18 protein-coding genes are annotated in these 20,440 nt (G+C 46.7%); 1 reads left to right on the top strand and 17 read right to left on the bottom strand.

Translation table 11 applies throughout. From position 1 onward, the window contains the following. From C1A02_RS08730 to C1A02_RS08680, 11 genes are all read right to left on the bottom strand, one after another. On the bottom strand, positions 1–858 hold the full coding sequence (locus C1A02_RS08730; protein ID WP_101697823.1) for an NAD(+)/NADH kinase: 858 nt from the start codon (positions 856–858) through the stop codon (positions 1–3). Then, positions 855–1,676 (bottom strand): TlyA family RNA methyltransferase, encoded by an 822-nt coding sequence (locus tag C1A02_RS08725; RefSeq protein ID WP_101697822.1) that lies wholly within the window; start codon positions 1,674–1,676, stop codon positions 855–857. The genes C1A02_RS08730 and C1A02_RS08725 overlap by 4 nt, the downstream gene beginning before the upstream one ends. Further along, a complete protein-coding gene (gene dxs / locus C1A02_RS08720) occupies positions 1,673–3,532 on the bottom strand; it encodes a 1-deoxy-D-xylulose-5-phosphate synthase (RefSeq protein ID WP_101697821.1) in 1,860 nt (619 codons plus the stop codon). The genes C1A02_RS08725 and dxs overlap by 4 nt, the downstream gene beginning before the upstream one ends. Positions 3,533–3,580: 48 nt before the next feature. Beyond that, on the bottom strand, positions 3,581–4,435 hold the full coding sequence (folD, locus tag C1A02_RS08715) for a bifunctional methylenetetrahydrofolate dehydrogenase/methenyltetrahydrofolate cyclohydrolase FolD (RefSeq protein WP_101697820.1): 855 nt from the start codon (positions 4,433–4,435) through the stop codon (positions 3,581–3,583). Between the two features lie 52 nt (positions 4,436–4,487). After that, positions 4,488–5,564 (bottom strand): prolipoprotein diacylglyceryl transferase, encoded by a 1,077-nt coding sequence (lgt, locus tag C1A02_RS08710; protein WP_101697819.1) that lies wholly within the window; start codon positions 5,562–5,564, stop codon positions 4,488–4,490. A 15-nt stretch (positions 5,565–5,579) separates the two neighbouring features. Next, complete coding sequence (yfmH, locus tag C1A02_RS08705) at positions 5,580–6,854, bottom strand: EF-P 5-aminopentanol modification-associated protein YfmH (RefSeq protein ID WP_101697818.1); 1,275 nt, start codon at positions 6,852–6,854, stop codon at positions 5,580–5,582. Next, positions 6,851–8,134, bottom strand: coding sequence for an EF-P 5-aminopentanol modification-associated protein YfmF (gene yfmF, locus C1A02_RS08700; RefSeq protein ID WP_101697817.1), 1,284 nt, complete (start codon positions 8,132–8,134; stop codon positions 6,851–6,853). Before yfmF ends, yfmH begins: the two co-directional genes overlap by 4 nt. A gap of 236 nt (positions 8,135–8,370) precedes the next feature. Then, a complete protein-coding gene (locus C1A02_RS08695; RefSeq protein ID WP_101697816.1) occupies positions 8,371–8,934 on the bottom strand; it encodes a zinc metalloprotease in 564 nt (187 codons plus the stop codon). 47 nt (positions 8,935–8,981) lie between these two features. Then, positions 8,982–9,857 (bottom strand): M23 family metallopeptidase, encoded by an 876-nt coding sequence (locus C1A02_RS08690; RefSeq protein WP_101697815.1) that lies wholly within the window; start codon positions 9,855–9,857, stop codon positions 8,982–8,984. Positions 9,858–10,000: 143 nt separating this feature from the next. After that, entirely contained in the window at positions 10,001–11,398 is a 1,398-nt protein-coding gene (gene gltA / locus C1A02_RS08685) for an NADPH-dependent glutamate synthase (RefSeq protein WP_243577968.1), read from the bottom strand. After that, on the bottom strand, positions 11,391–12,239 hold the full coding sequence (locus C1A02_RS08680; protein ID WP_101697814.1) for a sulfide/dihydroorotate dehydrogenase-like FAD/NAD-binding protein: 849 nt from the start codon (positions 12,237–12,239) through the stop codon (positions 11,391–11,393). Before C1A02_RS08680 ends, gltA begins: the two co-directional genes overlap by 8 nt. Positions 12,240–12,724: 485 nt before the next feature. Here C1A02_RS08680 and C1A02_RS08675 point away from each other — a divergent pair, with 485 nt between their 5' ends. Further along, a complete protein-coding gene (locus C1A02_RS08675) occupies positions 12,725–13,249 on the top strand; it encodes a nitroreductase family protein (RefSeq protein WP_101697813.1) in 525 nt (174 codons plus the stop codon). A gap of 129 nt (positions 13,250–13,378) precedes the next feature. On the opposite strand, the gene spoIVA is transcribed toward C1A02_RS08675, so the two are convergent. From spoIVA to pknB, 6 genes are all read right to left on the bottom strand, one after another. After that, positions 13,379–14,857 carry a stage IV sporulation protein A gene (gene spoIVA / locus C1A02_RS08670; protein ID WP_101697812.1) on the bottom strand — a complete coding sequence of 493 codons (1,479 nt, stop codon included), beginning with the start codon at positions 14,855–14,857 and terminating at the stop codon, positions 13,379–13,381. 43 nt (positions 14,858–14,900) lie between these two features. Beyond that, positions 14,901–16,439 (bottom strand): DUF3794 and LysM peptidoglycan-binding domain-containing protein, encoded by a 1,539-nt coding sequence (locus C1A02_RS08665; RefSeq protein ID WP_101697811.1) that lies wholly within the window; start codon positions 16,437–16,439, stop codon positions 14,901–14,903. Positions 16,440–16,687: 248 nt separating this feature from the next. Further along, on the bottom strand, positions 16,688–16,843 hold the full coding sequence (locus C1A02_RS13510) for a hypothetical protein (RefSeq protein WP_164997178.1): 156 nt from the start codon (positions 16,841–16,843) through the stop codon (positions 16,688–16,690). Between the two features lie 67 nt (positions 16,844–16,910). Continuing rightward, positions 16,911–17,543, bottom strand: a complete 633-nt coding sequence (locus tag C1A02_RS08660) for a thiamine diphosphokinase (RefSeq protein ID WP_101697810.1) — start codon at positions 17,541–17,543, stop codon at positions 16,911–16,913. Then, complete coding sequence (gene rsgA / locus C1A02_RS08655) at positions 17,540–18,427, bottom strand: ribosome small subunit-dependent GTPase A (RefSeq protein ID WP_101697809.1); 888 nt, start codon at positions 18,425–18,427, stop codon at positions 17,540–17,542. The genes C1A02_RS08660 and rsgA overlap by 4 nt, the downstream gene beginning before the upstream one ends. Continuing rightward, positions 18,427–20,433, bottom strand: coding sequence for a Stk1 family PASTA domain-containing Ser/Thr kinase (gene pknB, locus C1A02_RS08650; protein ID WP_101697808.1), 2,007 nt, complete (start codon positions 20,431–20,433; stop codon positions 18,427–18,429). The genes rsgA and pknB overlap by 1 nt, the downstream gene beginning before the upstream one ends. Positions 20,434–20,440 lie beyond the last annotated feature (7 nt).

Below are 20,440 nucleotides of genomic sequence, written 5' to 3'. Positions count from 1 at the left end.
TCACGCTCTCCGTTCTGAAAGTTTTTCATTGACAACTTCATAAAATGTTTGATGCTTTAAATCAATCAGGCTGACCGATCGACTGGATGCTTGAAACCGAATACATTCTTCTTCGGTTACCGGAATTGCTAGTTCCCCATCCAGCGTTAAAAAAATCTCACTTTGTCCGTTGGAAGCCGCCTGAATATGCAAAGTGGAATCTTCCCCGAATACCACAGGGCGCGTAAACAGGGAATGCGGGCAAATGGGGGTCAGCAAAAGGCAGCGCATGGCAGGCTCCACCACCGGCCCGCCCGCAGACAGGGAATATGCTGTGGAGCCTGTGGGTGTGGCGACGATAAGGCCGTCTGCTCGGTACTGACACAGGTTATTTCCGTTATAAGACACCTCAAAGTCCAAAATATGCGTTTTTGAACCCCGGGATACCACCGCCTCATTTAAGGCGTAATAGGGTTTTGAATATCCTTCGCTTTTTAGATAAATTTCCAGCATCATGCGTTGCTCCACCTTATAGTCACCATCCAGTAGGTGACGCAGACGGTGCAGCTGATTTAATTCCAAACCGGCAACAAAGCCCAAGCGTCCCGCATTTACCCCCAAGATTGGCTTTGAGGCAAAAGCGGCATGCTTTGCCGCGTGAATGATAGTCCCGTCGCCCCCCACCGCGATTACCACATCGCAAGTGGCGATCATGTCAAAAAAATCTTCACAGAATTCCGCATCTAAATTGGGCAGACTTTGATGAATAGAACTTTCTACCCGCACCGTAACGCCAAGGCAGCGCAGCACCTGGACAATGGCTTGGGTTGCTTGATCTGCGTTGGTTTTTGTCAGGTTCGGAACAATTGCAGCAATCAATGTGATTCACCACCGTTAAGTTCAGCGTGAGAGCGTTCCACCAGTTCAGAAACCGCCTGCTCACTAAGGTTGACCGGATTTTCTGACTTTTGCAGATAAATCAGGTATTCGATATTTCCCTCAGGGCCTTTTACCGGGGAAAAAGTAAGCCCCAAAACAGAAAAACCATGTTCCAAAACAAAAGACTGAATTTTTGAAATTACCTGCTCGTGAACCGATTTGTCACGCACCACACCTTTTTTGCCCACGTTTTCCCGCCCGGCTTCAAACTGAGGTTTAATCAGGCAGACTGCACGGGCATTTTCAGATAAAAAGGTTCTGGCCACCGGCAGCACCAGCGTCAGCGAAATGAAAGATACATCCACACTGAAAAAATCAATGGAATCCGGTACTTGCTCCGGAGTTAGATAGCGAACGTTGGTGCGCTCCAGATTCACCACCCGGGGATCGGTACGAAGCTTCCAGGCTAACTGCCCATAGCCCACATCCACAGAGTATACTTTTTTCGCTCCGTTTTGCAGCATGCAGTCGGTAAAACCACCGGTAGAAGCGCCAATATCCATACAGGTCATTCCGGTTAAATCCAAAGAATACAGATCCACTGCCTTTTCCAGCTTTAAACCACCCCGGCTGACATAGCGCAGCCCTTGTCCGCGAACTTCTATTTTTAAATTGGCCGGAAGCATCGTGCCCGGCTTGTCGGATTTTTGATTGTCTACATAAACATTCCCCAGCATAACTAAGGTTTTGGCTTTTTCTCTGCTTTCGGCAAAACCCAATTCATACACAAGGGTGTCCAGTCTTTTTTTCTCTATCACTTCTGATACTCCGTTTTTATGATCTTTCTCATGCTGTCACTGTCCAGTTCCAGCTCAATGAGCGACTGCCGCACGGCAGCCTGTTTTACAAAGTGGTTTTCCACTGCACGCAAAGTTGTTTTTCCTTGATACCCCTGCTGATACAGCAGATAAAAAAAGTGTTCCCCTATTCCGCCCTGACGAACTCCCTCTTCAAAGAAAAAGACATGCTGGGCATTGCGGCAAATTTCAATTGCCTGGGGATCCAACGGATGAATTCGGTTCAGTTTCAGAATCCGAACTGGAATTTTGTCTTCCCGAAGTTTTTTTGCAGCTAAGCAGGCCATAGAAAACAGCCTGCCATAGGTAACCAAGAGCACTGGTGCATCCGTTTCTCCATACACATCATAGGTGTTCCCCGTCACAGTAAAGTCTTCCGGCTGGAATAACTGCCCGCCGCGGGGATAGCGCACTGCGGCAACACCGGGACACTCGTAAACTGCCTGATGCAGAAACATCTGTAACTCTGAGAAATAGCAAGGAGAAAAAATGGTCAGGTTGGGAATAGAACTGAGCAAAGATACATCAAAAAGTCCCTGATGAGTTTCCCCATCTTCCCCGACTACCCCGGCGCGGTCAATGGCTAAGGTCACTTTCAGGTTTTGTAAAGCAGCGTCATGAATCACCTGATCAATGCTGCGCTGTAAAAAGCTGGAATACACAGCAAACACAGGCAGCATTCCCCCGGCGGCCAAACCGCCCGAAAAAGTCACTGCATGTTCTTCAGCAATCCCAACGTCAAAAAAGCGATCCGGAAAGGCTTTGTGAAAATCCGTCAGGCCGGTGCCGCTTTCCATGGCGGCAGTGATGGCGCAAATCCGGTCATCTTCTTTGGCCATATCCGTCAGGCATCGGCCGAATACTTTGGAAAAATTATCGCCGGATGCTTGGGATTCCCCGGTTTTAATATCAAAACAGGAAACGCCGTGAAAAGCACCGGGATTCTTTTCGGCAAAGGGATATCCCTTTCCCTTAGACGTAATCACATGCAATAGCACCGGACGATTGATATTTTTCGCATTTTGAAGAACAGAAATCAACTGTTCCAGGTCATGACCATCATAAGGCCCGTAATAGGCAAATCCCATATCTTCAAACAGAGTGTTATTGTACAGAGCCTGTTTCAGCAGGGATTTGGATTTTTGCAGAAGGGAACTAACCGGAGCCCCCAGCACAGGAGTATTATCCAAAATGTTTTCCACTGTGCTTTTTACTTTTAAATAACCGGGCTCTGTACGGATATGTGCCAGATACCGGGCAATGGAACCCACATTTTTAGAAATGGACATTTTATTGTCATTTAATATTACAATAAAATTTTTCGGGAAGCGCCCGGCATTGTTGAGCCCTTCATAGGCTAAACCGCCGGTCAGCGCACCGTCCCCAATAACAGCCACCACGTGGCCGGGATCATGATTTATTCTCTTTGCGTTCGCCAGCCCCAGCGCAACCGAAATTGAGGTGCTGCTGTGGCCGGAGTGAAAGGGATCACAATCGCTTTCTTTGGGGTTCGGGTAACCGGAAAGCCCGCCTTGCGTGCGAATTGTATGAATTCTGTCACGCCTTCCGGTTAATATTTTATGGGTATAGCACTGATGCCCCACATCCCAAACAATATCATCCCAAGGAACATCAAACGTGTAATGAAGCGCAACGGTCAGCTCCACTACCCCCAAATTAGACGCCAAATGCCCGCCGTTTTTTGCAACGGTACGAATAATTTCCTGGCGGATTTCTCCGCACAGTCCACCCAGCTGTTTGACGGTTAGGGATCGCAAGTCCCCGGGGGAATCAATCTGATCTAATAGTTTTCTCATCCAGGAAACCTCTGTCTATATAATTGGTGCGGCAGACCGGTTTGTTTTTTATAACCCACTGTGCAGTCTGGCCGCCGCCAACGTATTTTTCAGCAGCATCGAAATGGTCATGGGCCCCACACCGCCGGGAACAGGAGTGATGTACGACGCTTTTGGTTCCACCGATTTAAAATCAACGTCGCCGCACAGTTTTCCTTTCGCATCACGGTTAATTCCCACATCAATCACCACTGCGCCGGGTTTTACCATATCGCCTGTAATCAGGCCGGTTTTTCCCACGGCGGTAATTAAAATGTCTGCCTCCTGGCAAACTTCTGCCAGGTTCTGGGTTTTGCTGTGGCAAATGGTTACCGTGGCATTCTGATGCAGAAGCAGCATGGCCATGGGCTTGCCAACAATATCACTGCGGCCGACGATAACGGCACGTTTACCCTGCGGATTCACATCAGAAGCACGCAGCAATTCCATTACGCCCGCAGGAGTACAGGGAAGAAAGTGAAAATCCCCCTGCATGATATGTCCAACATTCTCCGGATGGAATGCATCCACATCCTTGTCCGGACGAATCAAATTGACCAGCGCTTTTTCATCCAAACCCTTCGGCAAAGGTTTTTGGACTAAGATGCCGTCAATATCTTCTTTTTCATTGAGCGTATGAATTAAATCTTCCAGCTCTTGCTGGGTAACAGAAGTCGGCAGCGTATACATTTCTGAATAAAAACCGACTTCTTCACACGCCTTTTCTTTATTTTTTACATAGATGGCAGAAGCAGGGTCTTCCCCGACTAAAACAACAGCCAAGCCCGGTGTAATTCCCTGTTCTTCTTGCATAGAACTCACCTGCTGTGCGATTTGTTCTTTTACTGCCCCTGAAATTGCTTTTCCATCAATCAATTGCGCCATAAATTACCCCCCGATTTTTCCTGATCTTTTTCTCCACTTTAGTAAAGTGTTTTTATTCCTGAGATCCTTCTGTGGATTCTTCTGGTGGATCACTCACAATCTCTTCCGAAGGCTGTTCCTCCGCAGAATTGTTTTCTTCTATGATTTCGATTTGCTTTTCCAAATCGGTTTCTGATGCGACATCCTCTCTGTCTGCAACATCGGCTTTGGGAGTAATGTCACTGGAAATGGTGCTGCCTTCATTGCCCGCCTCAATAGCCGAAGTGATTTCCAGCTGAATTCCGTTTTGCGCCATCACAGCAGCAGAGCCAATTCCGGTTAAACTGGTTTTATTGCGGAACACAAGCAGCAAAGACAAAGCAATAATCACAGTGACAGCCGCCACCACCTGAGATACTCTCAAATTGAAAATAGGAGTAATCAGACTGTCTGTCCGAAGCCCTTCAATTAAGAAGCGGCCAATGCCATACCAAGTTAGATACAGCAAAAAGACCTGTCCATCATATCTGCGAAGCTGTGTGGCAAACAAATGCAAAAGACCAAAGCCCACCAAGCACCACAAAGATTCATACAAAAAGCAAGGATGAACCGGGCCGGGAACCAAAAGCTGAGTCCGTTCGCTTATCATTCCCCAAGGCAGATCAGTTGCAGTGCCAAAGGCTTCTTGATTCACATAGTTGCCCCATCTGCCCACAGTTTGTCCAATTAAAAAGCCCAAAGCGGCCATATCCAAAACTGCGGCAACTTTCAGTCCGCGCAGCTTGGCCATAAGAGCCCCACACAAAAGGCCGCCCACAATTCCCCCGTAAATAGCCAGACCGCCGTTCCAAATATAAAGAATACTCATGGGATCTTTAATGTACTGATCCCCGGGATAAAAAACGACATAATACAGTCTGGCTCCCACAATTCCGCCAATCATGCCCACAATCACGGCGTCAATGAGCTTATCCGGATCCACGTTGAATTTTTTGCATCCAAACATGATATACAAAAAAGCCAGCAGAAAACCCATTGCTATAATAACACCATACCATTGGATGGTAAACCCGCCTATGGAAAAGGCTGTCGGGTTTATGTTAAAGTCGAGTCCCAGTTTTGGGAACTCGACGGTATGAACCTGATACATGAAGGTTGCCTCCAATTATTTGATAGGGGAAATCACCGACAAAGCGGAATATTGCGACAAAATCTGCTCTTCTAAACGTTTTTGCACATCTTCCAGTTTGATAGAAGCCAGAGCGTCGATATAAGAAAACAGTTCCCGTTCCGCAAATGTCAGGGAAATCATGGCGTTGGCAATCGCTTCCGCACTGTTCAGCGCGGCAACATTGCGACCATATACGGCCTTCTTTGCCCGTTCAAAAGCATCCTGAGGAATTCCTTCCCGGCGCAGGCGATCGGCTTCTTCGCGAATTTCTTTTGCCACGGCTTCCGGATCCTTAGACTCGCCGGCAAAAATAACTGCGGCATAACCGGGGCCTTCAAAATATTCGCTGCTAAAGGAAGACGTATTGACTAAATTGGCATCCAACAGACGGCGGAATAACGGAGAAGAATCTGATGCCATCAATTCCAGAAGAACATCGGTCTGAGCCAGCTCCTGTACCGTACGGTGGCGGGCAGACTCTTTAAACCCAAGCTGGAACAGCGGAACGGCCACCGAAAGGCTCTGCTCCACTTTTTCCTGCACCACTTCGTTGAGCTCTTCCTCAAAAACCCGGTCAACCTCTACCGGTTCGCAGGATTTGAGCATTTTATCGCACATTTCCAGAACCTTTTCCGGATCAATATTTCCAGCCACACAAAGGGCCATATTATTCAAATTATAAAAGGTGTTATAGCAGCGGTACAGATAATCGGGTGTAATCTGTGCAATGCTTTCCACCGTACCGGCAACATCAATTTTGACCGGATGTTTGTGATACAGCGCTCCCAACAGGTTAAAGAGAACCCGCCACTGGGGATCGTCATCGTACATGCGGATTTCCTGACCAATAATGCCCTGTTCCTTTTGAACCGTGTGCTCCGTAAAATACGGGGACTGCACAAAGTCCAGTAAAATCTCTAGGGATTCATAGACTTGATCGGTGCAGGAAAACAGATAGCAAGTCATATCAAAAGAGGTATAAGCATTGGCGGATGCACCGGTTTTGGCATAGCGGGCAAACGCATCGCCGTCTTCGCTTTCAAAGAGCTTATGCTCCAGAAAATGCGCAATACCCTCCGGTACCGTGCAGCTTTCCTGTTCATCAGAACGGCGGAAGCTGGTATCGATGGAGCCATAGCGGGTGCCGAATATGGCATAAGTGGAGTTGCTGCCCTCTTTGGGATAGACAAAAATACGCAGACCGCTGGGATGCTTTATCTGGTAATAGCTGTCCTGCACTCTTTCATTTGTAATTTTTTCGAGCCTCATGCTTTCTCCCCCTCTTCCCCTACCAATTGATACACAGTATCCAGCGTCACGTCTTTTGCCGCCTGCACCACCTGCTCCACTGTCACAGAGTTGATTTCTTCTGCGGCCTCTTCCGGCGATTGAACTTTTTCACAAAAAGCCTGTGTGATATACCAATTTTCTAAACCGCCCAAATAGTCGCCCACCGTGCGGTAGCTGTTGCTCATGCTTAATTTGGCCGCCTGAAGCTCTTCTTCTGTAATATTGCCCACACGAATTTCTTCTAACTGAGCCAAAATCTCTTTTCTTGCTTTTTCAATATTTTCGGTTTCTACGCCGCTTTCTACCATCATAACCCCCTTGTTCCAGTCATAACGGGACACACAATAGTAGCAAAGGCTGAGTTTTTCTCTTACATTTAAAAACAGTTTGGCACTGGGGGTTCCGCCAAATACGGCAGTCATCAGCTTTGTGGAAGCCACTGCGTCCGTGGGAACGGCCGCACCGGCACGAAAGCCCATCACCAATTTGGATTGAGCTACCGACATGGTATCGGTAAATTCCCGCACCTCGGGCACGGTCTTAATGATTTCGGTACGAAAGGCAGGAACAGGATTGCGGTCAATCTTTTGGAACGCCTCTAAAAATCTTTCATAAACCGGCACAGGATCACAATCCCCAAGAGCCATAATTTCAACCCTTGCGGTTTTTAAAACCTTTTCCCATACCTTGGTCATTTCTGAACGCTCCAGCGCCACCACATCTTCTCGGCTGCCATAGCGATTCAGCCCAAACGCCTCTTTCTCACACATCAGCTGTTCACAACGCAGTCTGGCATAGGTGCGCTTATCGTTAAAATCAGAGTCAATCATTTCAACGGTCTGTCTTTTTTCCTGTTCAAATCCTTCTTCCGGGAACAAACCATTCTCCAGCGGCGGATCAAACAACAGGCTGCAAAGCAGCTTTGAAATTTCCTGCGATATGCTTTCTCCATTTAGGGTATAGCGGTCTGCCAAACTGGCTGCCGCAACGGACAGCACCTGAACTTCGCCCAGTTTGCGCACATCCGCGTGAACCGCAGCGCCATACAATTCCTGCAAACGTTCATTGAGCCGGGTAAAATCCGGATATTCCCGGCTGGCCCGGCTTAATAAAAAAGGAAGCAGCGCATTGGCTGCCGCCGTTTCTTGTTCCAAAGGTAACATGAAATTTACTGCGATACGCAAAGTTTTGAAACGAGTATCCCGAATGCTGCGAAATTGAACGCCTTCCATTACAGGATATTGATCCAGTTTTATCATTTTTCTGTCATCTCCTAATTCGGCCGGATCAGAATCTTTTATAATAATACAAAAATTCCGTATGGCCGTTTTTCCATATCATCGCCCAGCCCAACGGCAGCCGCCGAAAAAAGCCGGTCAAAAAATCGAAATGCAACTATTTAATGATTATTATATCACAATGACTGCCTAGATAAAAGCAACAATATTCTAAATATTTTGTGAACCGGATAAAAATGGGAATTCGGTTCATTCATTCAGAAATAGCGGCCTTTTTTTAAAACCAGCATTAGAATTAAATAACCACTCACGATTAAAAGAGAAAAATTATACCGGGAACGCAACAGCACTAAAAATCCCACCAGTGCAATTGGCAGGATAACAAAAAAGGAAACCACCTCTACAATTTTTTCGCAGGTTTCTGCGGGATACCGGCTGCATAGTAACGAATATAATGCCTGCCCTCCATCCAAAGGCCCCACCGGCAATCCATTTAAAAGGGCTAATAGAAGATTGGCGGCCCCTAAATTGGCAAGATACAGCGATGATGTGGCATAGTACCCCAGCCAAGAAATCAAAAAAAACAAAATATTGGCCGCCGGCCCGGCCACGGCAATCCAGGCATCCTGACGGTACGTTCGGCAGCTGCTGGCCTTTTGCTGAATTTCCAGCCCAAATAAGCTCATAGAGATTCTTTCCGGCGGCATTCCCAAAAGCGTCATCATTATTAGATGCCCGCTTTCATGAAGAATAACCGCTAGAATTCCGATTCCGGCCATTCCAGTTCGATCCATAAATAAAGATAACGTCACAAGTGCCATAAACCAAAATTGCACCCTGACATGACACCCCAATACTGTAAACCGCATTAAATCGACCTATTTTTGAAAAGAGGCTGCGGATCGTAGCAAATGTCTGATAAAATCAGCTCAAAATGCAGGTGAGGCCCGGTGGATTCCCCGGTGCTGCCCACCAAAGCAATGGGCTGACCATAAACCACCGCTTCCCCTTCTTTCACCAAAAGTTTTTCGCAATGAGCATAGCGGGTTTTGATATTCGAGCCGTGATCCACCAGCAGATATTTTCCGTAAGAGGAATTCTCCCCGCTGAATTCCACTTTCCCCGGCATGGCCGGAACAATAGGACTGCCGGACGGCGCACCAAGATCGATGCCCAAATGTTTTCCCTCTTCCCGCGGGCCAAAGCCGGAAGTAACGATTCCCCCTTTAACCGGATAATCCAGAAAGACAGAAACAAAAACCGGAATTTCAGAATCGATGCTGGTCGTATAGGCCACACTGGAAACAGCAGAAGACAAATCCGGCGCAGAAGACGCAGGAATTCCCGAAGAAGCGGGATCCGGCGTGGAAGCATTGCCCTGTTCTGCCGGAGAAGTAGAAAAGAAGTTCACCCACGCTTCCGTAAATCGATTAATCGATTCCTGAGCAATAATAGAATCACCGGCATGGCTGACATACCATTGCTTTACGGCTAAATAGGCGGGCCCGCCCACCACCTTTAACATCATAACAGTCATCAAAATGGTAGCGCAAATTGCCAGCTGAACAACCACCAAAAGCTTTTTGGGCCGTTTTCTTTGGCGCGGCCGGTAAAAATCCTCTTCGCCCAGTTCTTCTTCATAACCATATTCGTTTTCATCCGGACCCACATAGTGATAATCGTAATTGTACTCGAAACCGTCATCATCATCCATTCTGTCCATCCTGTTCTCATTGTAGTCCATTTGATATCCCTCCCTGTCAATTTATTTATATGAGAGCCAGTACCAAAAGAGAACGCAGGACAAGCTGCTGCCGATTTCTGAAAAGAAACAAAAAAATAATCCGCCGTAAAAAATACGACGGATTTTTAAAAATATTACAAAATTTATTTTTTAACTTTAATGTATTCGTCAATGGACTTGGCTGCTTTTTTGCCCTCACCCATTGCCAGAATGACAGTTGCGGCCCCGGTTACTGCGTCACCACCGGCAAAAACGCCCTCACGGGTGGTTTCCAGTGTTTCTTCGTTGACTACCAGGCATCCGTGGCGGTTGGTTTCCAGTCCTTCGGTACTTTTCGTCAGCAGCGGGTTCGGGGAGTTTCCGATGGCCATAACCACGCAGTCCACGGGAATTTTGAAATTGGAGTCTTTGACCTCTACCGGTCTTTGGCGTCCACTGGCATCAGGCTCACCCAATTCCATTTTGACGCACTCAATATCAGTAACACGGCCGTTTTCATTGCCATGAATAGCAACCGGATTGGTCAGCAATTGTAAGATAACCTCTTCTTCCTTGGCGTGATGGATTTCTTCCAAACGAGCCGGCATCTGCTCTTCTGCACGGCGATAAACGATATACACCTGTTCTGCACCCAAACGCTTGGCGCTGCGGGCCGCATCCATGGCTACGTTTCCACCGCCGCATACGGCAACGCTCTTGGGCCGGATAATCGGGGTATCGTATCCTTCTTTATAAGCCTTCATCAGGTTAATCCGGGTTAAGAATTCGTTGGCAGAAAATACTCCAACCAGTCCTTCTCCGGGAATATTCATAAAACTGGGCAGTCCAGCGCCAGAACCAATAAAGATTGCCTCATAGCCCATTTCAAATAACTCGTCCACAGAAAGAACCTTACCGATTACCATATCGGTCTGAATTTCCACTCCATTGGCTTTCAGAACATTGATTTCTTTTTCCACAATCTCTTTGGGCAGACGAAACTGGGGAATTCCATACATCAGCACACCGCCGGCGGTGTGCAGTGCTTCAAATACCGTGACGGAATAACCCAAGGCATTCAAATCGCCCGCACAGGTCAGGCCCGCAGGTCCTGCGCCAACCACAGCTACCTTATGTCCGTTTGGTTCGGTTTTCACCGGCTCACGTTCTTTGTTTTTCATGTACCAATCTGCCACATAGCGCTCCAGCCGTCCAATGCCAACGGGTTCGTTCTTAATTCCCCGAACACATTTGGCTTCGCACTGGGATTCCTGCGGACATACGCGGCCGCAAACAGCGGGCAAAGAGTTGGTTCCGGTAATGATATGGTATGCCTGCTCGATATCCCCTTCGATTATCTTTTGAATAAATTCGGGGATTCGCACATTTACCGGACAGCCGCTGACACAGGGTTTATGTTTGCACTGCAGGCAGCGCTGCGCTTCTTCTAAAGCCATTTCGTCCGTATACCCCAAAGTGACTTCTTCAAAATTGCGGTTGCGAACCAAAGGCTCCTGTTCCGGCATTGGTGTTTTTTTCGGATTCATATTTGGTTTAGCCATTTTTTGCGCCCTCCATCAACCGACAGTTGTATTCCCGGGTAGCTTCTCCCTCGTCTTCACGATAGGTTCTGGTGCGAAGAATTGCCTCGTCAAAATCCACCAGATGGCCGTCAAAATCCGGGCCGTCTACACAGGCAAATTTGGTTTCTCCACCCACTGTTACCCGGCATCCGCCACACATTCCGGTTCCGTCAATCATAATGGGATTCATACTGATAATCGTCTTAATTGCATAAGGGCGGGTTAATTCACAAACCGCACGCATCATGGGAAGCGGACCAATGGCGATGACCAAATCGTAATTTACGCCTGCTTCAATCTGCTTTTTTAATGCATCGGTCACAAAGCCTTTATTTCCATTGGAACCATCATCGGTCATCACAAATAAATTTTCGCTGGCTGCGCGCATTTCCTCTTCCAGAATGACAATATCCTGATTCCGGAAACCGGCAATCATGTCAACCTTGGCGCCCATTTCATGCAGTGCCTTCGCCTGGGGATACGCAATGGCGCATCCGGCTCCGCCGCCAATAACCGCAGCCTTGTGATATCCTTCCAGGTGGGAAGCGGTTCCTAACGGGCCGATGAAGTCCAAAATCTTTTCTCCCTCTTCCAGCTGATCCAGCAAAAGAGTTGTTTTGCCAACCTTTTGAAAAATGATGGTAATGGTACCCTTTTCTCTATCATAGTCAGCAATCGTTAATGGAATTCTTTCTCCAAATTCATTTACCCGCAGAATAATGAACTGGCCCGCCTGCGCCTTTTTTGCAATAAACGGGGCATCCACTACCATTAAAGTCATGGAATCATTTAACCTTCGTTTTTCCAAAACCGTAAACATTCCGCCACTTCCTTTACATAAAATATAATTTCACGCGATTTGCCTAATAGCCTTTTGTCTGCATTGCTAAAATCGCGCAGGATCACTTATTGAGGAACATACTGCCTAAACGGCAGAATAAGTACGGGAATCATCAGATGATTCCCTATTTTCACGAACAGTAAAGCCTTTGCTTTCTTGACACTGTGAAGTGATTTAAATCACCGCTTTGGTGCAATTCCAAAATAAACATTAAAACGGTAACAAAAGCAAAAAATAATAATTTATTGTTCCCAAACAGCAAAAACACTGCTTTCACTGATACCGTTATGCTATTATACCTTGATTAATTATGAAATTCAAGTTCACAAAGGTTAATTGATAAAAAAATAACAACTTCTTTGAGATTCCTTGCATCTTGACGAAAAAGGAGTTATAATTTGGTAGAAGAATGAAATTCGTCTATACTAGAGATGAATTGATTGATAGGAGATAGGAGACTGGACATGAGTTTTTTAGAATTGGCAAAAGACAGATATTCCGTTCGAAAATTCAGCGACAAAAAAGTGGAACAAGAAACGCTGGATTTGATTTTAGAAGCCGGCCGCGTTGCGCCGACCGCCCATAATAATCAGTCCCAGCGCATTTTAGTGCTGCGGGAAGCCGAAGAAATGGCCAAGTTAGAAGAATGCAGCCCCTTCCGCTTTCACCCGACACTTGCTTTGCTGGTATGCTATGATAAAAATGTCAGCTGGAAACGGGAATTTGACAATGCGGATATGGGAGAAGTGGATGCTTCTATCGTTGCCACACATATGATGTTGGAAGGCCATCAGCTTGGAATCGGCTCCACTTGGGTTGCTCATTTTGACCCCAAAGCAGTGCGGGAACACTTTAATTTGCCGCCCCACATTGTTCCGGTATCCATTTTAATGATGGGGTATCCCCGTGAGGATGCAAAGCCCAGCAGACTTCACGCAGATCGACTGGAAATTGAAAAAACAGTCTTTTATCAAAAAATAGAAGGCTGACCCAAAGTACCGAAAACGTATTCTTATTTTAATTCATACAAAAACGCGCCTTGTCGTGGCTGATACAGCCATTTCAAAGCGCGTTTTTTGTGAAATAAGCTTTTAGAAAAAATCCTTTTTCGGCAAAGCCTATAAGATAATGCAAATCAGGCCGTTGCAGCCATCATTGATGATTCGCTCGATGGTTTCTTTCATCTTATCGCGGGCATCAGAAGGCATGCGGTATAATTTATTGTGCATTCCTTCATTGACCAGCTCATGCAGTGATTTGCCAAAGATATTGGATTCCCAGATTTTGCCCGGACTTTCCTCAAATTCTTTCATCATATACATAACCAGCTCTTCGGATTGCTGTTCCGACCCAACAATGGGTGTAAGCTCCGTACTGATTCTGGTGCGCATCATATGAATCGAAGGTGCGGCTGCTTTCAGGCGAATTCCGTATTTTCCGCCCTGCTTGATGATCTCTGGTTCTTCCAAAGTCAGTTCATCCAAAGTGGGCATTACGATGCCGTATCCGGTATCCATCACATCCTGATAGGCATCACGGATTTTATCATATTCCTTCTTGATTTCGGCCAGTTCCAGAACAGAGGACAGCAGCTCCCCTTCGTTGTGCAGTTCCAGTCCGGTTTTTTCTCCCAAAATCTGATAGAACAAGTCGTTTTTCAGTTGAATTTCCACTCTGGCACAACCGGTGCCCAAATCGACAGACAATGTTTGGGCGCCGCCCACCTGCTCGCATTTGGAAACGTCGTCCACCAGATTCCCAACCTCACGAATACGGGAAATCTTTGCGGCTGATTGCTGAATGACGTTAAAGATAACCGAGCGCAGCCAATGGTTTTTCTCCAAAGAAGAAAGCCAATGGGGCATATCAATTTTAATTTCTTTTACCGGGAATTCAAACAGCACTTTTGACAAGATGTCACGGATCTGTTTTTCTTCCAGTTCCAGGCAGTTAACCGGCATAACGGGAACCTTGTATTTCTTTTGCATCTCTTCTGCCAATGCCTGGGTTTGCGGCTCTGCCGGAGCCGTGCTGTTCAAAAGAATAATAAATGGTTTTTTGATTTCTTTTAGTTCCGAAATGACTCTTTCTTCGGCTTCTTCATATTCATCCCTGGGGATTTCGCTGATACTGCCATCAGTAGTAATCACCAAACCGATGGTAGAATGTTCGGTAATGACCTTTTGGGTACCGATTTCTGCCGCCATGTTAAAGGGAATGGGCTCATCGTACCAGGGGGTACGAATCATGCGGGGCAGATCGTTTTCAATATACCCAAGGGCGCTGGGCACAATGTATCCCACACAGTCGATCATGCGTACGTTGAACGTTGCTTTGTCGTCAATATGTACGGTAACCGCCTGTTCCGGAATAAACTTGGGCTCTGTGGTCATGATAGTCCGCCCGGCTGCAGATTGGGGCATTTCGTCAATGGCCCTGTCACGCCGGTAGTTTTCATCCATATTGGGAATGACTACGGAATCCATAAACTTTTTGATAAAAGTCGACTTGCCGGTACGCACCGGGCCAACCACACCAATATAAATATCACCATTGGTGCGTTCAGAAATATCTTGATAAATATTACGCTCTTCCATTTTACCTCCCCCTCAGGCAGAGAATTTTATTTTTTGGGAACACTTACATTGGAATTAACAGCATCCCCCTATTCTCAGCAAAGTCTTCCTCCAGCTCGTTTTCTTTTTTAATTGCATCGATTGAAGTGCAGTAGCGCCGGGCGATTTCCCAAAGGCTCTCCCCTGCGTCGGCAAAATAAATGGTAAGCGCCGCCGAGGAATCTTTAGACCGCACGCGTGTTTCATCTGCGTTGGCATCGGCAATCATTTTATAACTGCTGGACTGGAACACGGCAGCGGTCAGTCTTAACTCTGTTTTGACCTCGATTCCTGTGCTGCCTGTGATACGGAAGCTAATATTGCTGACATCTACCCGGGGAGCGCAAAATACTCCTTTCGGTTTTTGACGCCATTCGTGACTGCCGGAAAAATCCACAACCCGTTCAAAATAGAAGGGTTTTTCCTGTGCGTTAAGAGCTAAAATACACAGATTCAGCTTGCCGGTAAAGTGTAATTGATCTTCGTCTTCTTCAGCGGATACGCTGCTGATTTCGTTCCAGATGTCAATGACTTTTGTAATACCGCCTTCCCCTAATTCAAAGCTGTTCTTTTGGGTGACGGTGTCATTAATCATTTCTACCAAACGGAACACTGCTTTGGACTGAGTTTGAGTTTCCAATTCAAACTCGGTAGAGTAAGCGTCTGTGACAATGGATATTTCGGTGTCCTCATAGGCTATCAGGTTGGCTGCCATTCGAATATCAGATTCGAAGAGCGTATTTTCGCCAGAGGAATCGCTTTTGATTTGAACGTCAAAGCCCAGAACATCCACATTCACATCACAAAGATGATCTTCTTCCAAACCATCGCAATCTACCATTTGGCTGTATGGAATCACATATTCCATTGCTTCCGGCAGCATATCATCCGATTCGGGGGCATAAAGCAGTTTTACACTGACTTCCCCCTTTAAAATCAGTTTTCCCGTCACCACTTTGTAGTCATGAACACAAGCGGTTGCCCCGGTACGAATCATGGTGTTGGCCGGCGGCTTGCTGTCGCTGATTTCCAAAACCTCTGACACAGAAAACTGCTGCTGAGAAATGGCCGTTACCTGGCTTGTTGGAATTTGCTGACTTTTTTGCTGAATGTCTTCCCCTTGAATTTCTTTTACAAATTCCTGATAAGACTTTTCCGCCACCTTGGCGCAAATGGAAAATGCCCCATGAATATCCAAACGGCGGGGACTGGTTGCCCGGCAATTAATATATTCCACCCGGGTGCTGGTAAAGATCACGGCGTCCTCCGCCTGTTTTTTCAGCTGGATGGACGCGGAAAATGGTTTGACATTTTCACAGCACCGGATACAACCTCCACCGGAATCCAGATAAATCACCTTAATTGCCGCAGAGCCTTCTATTTCCAGATGATCCCCCATGATAGTTCTGCTGGTAATACGGGGGCAAACCTGGCATTTTAAGATGCGCTGTATATCCGGACAATAATCAGGAAGGCTGAAATCCAGGTCGATCGGCTGTTCCTGGCAGCCGTCAAATATGATCTCGCTGGCGCAGATGGACTGCCGGTTGAGTGTATACTCCATAGAGATTCTCTCCTTTTCCTGTTTCTACCTAATTTCTATTCGCATCCTGTCCCGGATATGCTAAAAATAAAATAGAAAAAGAAGAGCCGGCACAAGGCCGGCTCTTCTTTTTATGTGCTGTAATTTTGACTGCGGTTCCTTACTCTTCATGATTTTTGGGAATCCCGAACATTTTCCTCAAAATAAAGCCAAAAAACCCGGAGCTTCTTACTACTACAACTTTCATTGTACAGACCTCCTAATTATGTTCAGCAGCGCAGCAGCGCAATTCCCAGCGCCACCACTAGTACCGCCATGATGAACATGGTAAGCCCTATCGGAAGAAAACACGAAAGAACCAATCCTAAACCAAATGCCACCGCATAAGCCGCCAGACCGCCCCCGCGTTTGCACCCCTTCCGCATAAAACTCACCGCCCATATCCAGTATAAGGCTTATTTCTGTTTTCGCCTTATTACAGTATATACGCAATTAGAAATTTGGTTCCTGTACAATTATTAAAGCGATGCCAGAATGCAAAATAATTTCTGCACTGGAATCTAAAATTTGATTACTGACCCCCAAAGGATCCTGAGAATACAGCGTATGGCGATTTAAAGGGTATTCCAAGCCCTGATAAGTGACCATGCAGCTGGGAACGCCAAAGGGGAATACCGAAACCCCCTGCCCTGCCATATCCCGAAGGCGCAAACGCCCGCTGGACAAAACAAACACTTGGCAGCCATCGCCAACCGCCACGCCCCGGCCGCTTTGCATCGCAATAAATTGCAAAACGCAAAGTGCCGCATAGGAATGGTCAAACCGTTCGCCGCCCAAAACCCCCATAAGAATAAATTCCTGATAGCCCCGGCGCATTGCTTCGCGCACGGCAAACATCGTATCTGATTCATCCTTATGAACCGGAAGACGAATGACTTCTACCCCTGCCGGCGGTTCTGATTTTGCGGAATCAAAATCCCCAACCAGCAAATCGGGAATGATTCCATGCTGCTGCGCCACATCAAGCCCGCCGTCGGCACAAACGACAAAGGATTCCGTACAATATTCCTTTAACAGGTTCGAGTTTTTCACCGGAACCGAACCAATAATTACGCAAGTTTTCATTTGTGTTCCCATTCCTTAATATTTTTGATTTCTTCATACATGGCCAAATAACTTTGATGGCGAGAAGGCGCAACCTTTCCTTCTTCCAGGGCGGCTAACACCGCACAGCCCTTTTCTTTTGTGTGGGAACAGGAAGGGAACCGACACTGATGCAGATAAGGGGCGAACTCCCGGAAATTATAAGGAAGGTTTTCCTTATGAATCAAATCTGTCTGAATCATATCAACCGATGAAAAACCCGGGGTATCTGCCACATAAGTATCTGGCCCCAGTTTTAAAAGCTCGACTTGCCGGGTGGTATGCCGGCCGCGCCCCAGCTTTTGGCTAATTTCTGCCGTGGGCAGGCTCAGGCGCTCATCCAGCCTGTTTAATAAGGAGGATTTCCCCACACCGGAATTGCCCGAAAAAGCCGAAATCTTTCCCGAAAGCATTTCTCGAACCCGATCCACACCCTCGCCGCTAACAGAAGAAACCGCCACAAAAGGGATTCCTGCTGTTTCATAAATTTGACGGTATTCCTCACAAGATTGCAAATCCGTTTTTGAAAAAACCACAATCGGCTCAATGTTTTTTTCTTCCGCAGCCGCTATCATTTTATCAATCACCAGAAGATTTGGTATCGGGCTGAGAATTGACACCACCACAAACAATTGATCCAGGTTGGCAATTGGGGGGCGAATCAAAAAATTCTTTCTCTCCCCTATGGTTTCAATGGTGCAGGTATCATCGTCACCAACGCTAAACTCTACCAAATCCCCTGCTAAGGGGGTAATTCCTTTTTTGCGAAAAATCCCCCTGGCCTTGGCTTCATACACCGTATCGGCGGCTTCTATATAATAGAAGCCGCCGATACCTTTCAGCAATAATCCTTGTTCCATTCTCATCAGGGTGACCTCGTTATCTGTCCGTTATCCGGAGACTGGCTGTTGTCTTGATACTCATAGCTTTCCGTTTGCCGCGGATTTCCGGTATCAAAGTCCAACAAAAAGGTATTATACTTCTGGCCGTCCAGCTGAATGATTAATGTTTTTTGTCCCGAAGTTCCTTTAAAACTCATTTGATATACCCCATTATAAGAGGGATTTACAGTTTTTTCGGAATACAAAGTGCCATCTAAATAAGCTTTCAGCGAAATATCATGGGTTACATGCGTGGGAAGCTGCACATAAATATCAATGTTTTTTTCGCTCTTTTTCCCAGAACTGACACTGATTTTTACCGGTGTGCCCTTAGCTACCTTCACCCCCGGCAGCGGAGATGTTTCAATTACCACGCCTTCTGCCTTATCGCTGTCATCCACATAAATAATTTCAGAATCCACTGTCAGCTCTACCGCCAGAATATCGGTCTTGGCTGCATCCAGGTTTTTGCCGATGACCGCCGGCACACTGACCTCAACCGAAGAGGGGCCTTTGCTGACATAAAGTTTTATCAAAGTTCCGATTTCGGCGACCTCGGTGCCTTCTGCCGGATCCGAGTCCTTAACATAACCGGCAGCCGTTTGGTCATCTTCCACTTGATACACCTTATACTGCAGTTTCAGCGCCGTCAGCTTAGCTTGTGCTTCCTCTTGGGTCAAACCTTTCAGCGGCGGAATGGTCACCTTTTGGCTGTCGCCATTAACTGTCAGCGTAATTTCCGCATTGGCCTTTACCTTTTTGGTGCCCTTGGGGTTTTGTTCCAGCACAATTCCGGCTTCTTGCTCCGGATCTTCTCCATACTCAATTTTAAGTTGAAACTCTTTGTATGCATCGTTGGCCTGAATATCAGAGATTTTCTGTCCGATAAAATTAGGCAAATCCACATCTTGAACTTCCTGCACACTGCAGCTGCGGGTCAGCGCCATAATGCCGAACACCAGCGCCGCCAACAAGAATGCCGATAAAATACCGCTCATGACCAAAGTGGCTGTGGATTTTTTCTTTTTACCCCGGGAGAAATCCTCCTCATATGCATAATTGTCATTGTAAGCTGCCGTTTCCGTCCCACGCACCGTATTGATGGCATCCACATATTTCGTGGGCTTCTCATCAATAAAATACTTATATTGAAAGCTGATGCTTGGGTTTCGGCGAAACTGTTCAATATCCCGCAGCATTTCCGCTGCAGACTGGTACCTCTGTGTGGCGTTTTTTTGCATTGCCTTCAGGGTGATTTCCTCTAGGCCGTCGGGAATGGCCGGGTTGATATCCCGCGGCGGACGAGGATCGGCCTGTAGCTGCATGATGGCCACAGACACCGCATTATCTGCTTCAAAGGGAAGCTGCCCGGTAATCATTTCATACAGCATGACACCCACCGAATAGATGTCTGCTTTTTCGTCTGTCAAATCGCCCCGCGCCTGTTCCGGCGCGATATAATGTACAGAACCGATGGCTTTATCTGTCATGGTGCGCGTTTCATTTCGAGAGAAACGGGCAATGCCAAAATCGGTTACCTTAATGGTGCCATCTTGCAGCAGCATGATGTTTTGGGGTTTAATATCCCTATGAATAATTCCTTTTTCATGGGCATGCTGCAGTGCGCGAAGAATCTGCACGCTAAAATGAATGGCTTCTTTCCATTTCATTTCTTTCTGTTGATCCAGATATTCCCTCAGGGTAATTCCATCAATATATTCCATGACAATATACTGAATTCTATCCCCAAAACTTACGTCGTATACCTTGACGATGTTGGGATGTGACAATACGGCAATTGCCTTGGATTCATTTTTAAAGCGACGGATAAAATCTTCGTTGCCCAAAAATTCATCTTTTAAAATCTTAATGGCCACCGTGCGGTCATCTATCTGATCATAAGCGCGGTAGACAACCGCCATTCCACCAACACCGATCAATTCATGGATTTCATAACGGCCGTCCAGCCTTTTTCCGGTATACTTATCCAACAAGTAT

Origin of the sequence: Clostridium minihomine (genome assembly GCF_900240385.1) — a bacterium.
GTDB lineage: Bacteria > Bacillota > Clostridia > Oscillospirales > Acutalibacteraceae > Faecalispora > Faecalispora minihomine.
This window is presented reverse-complemented; position numbering and strand designations above follow the sequence as displayed.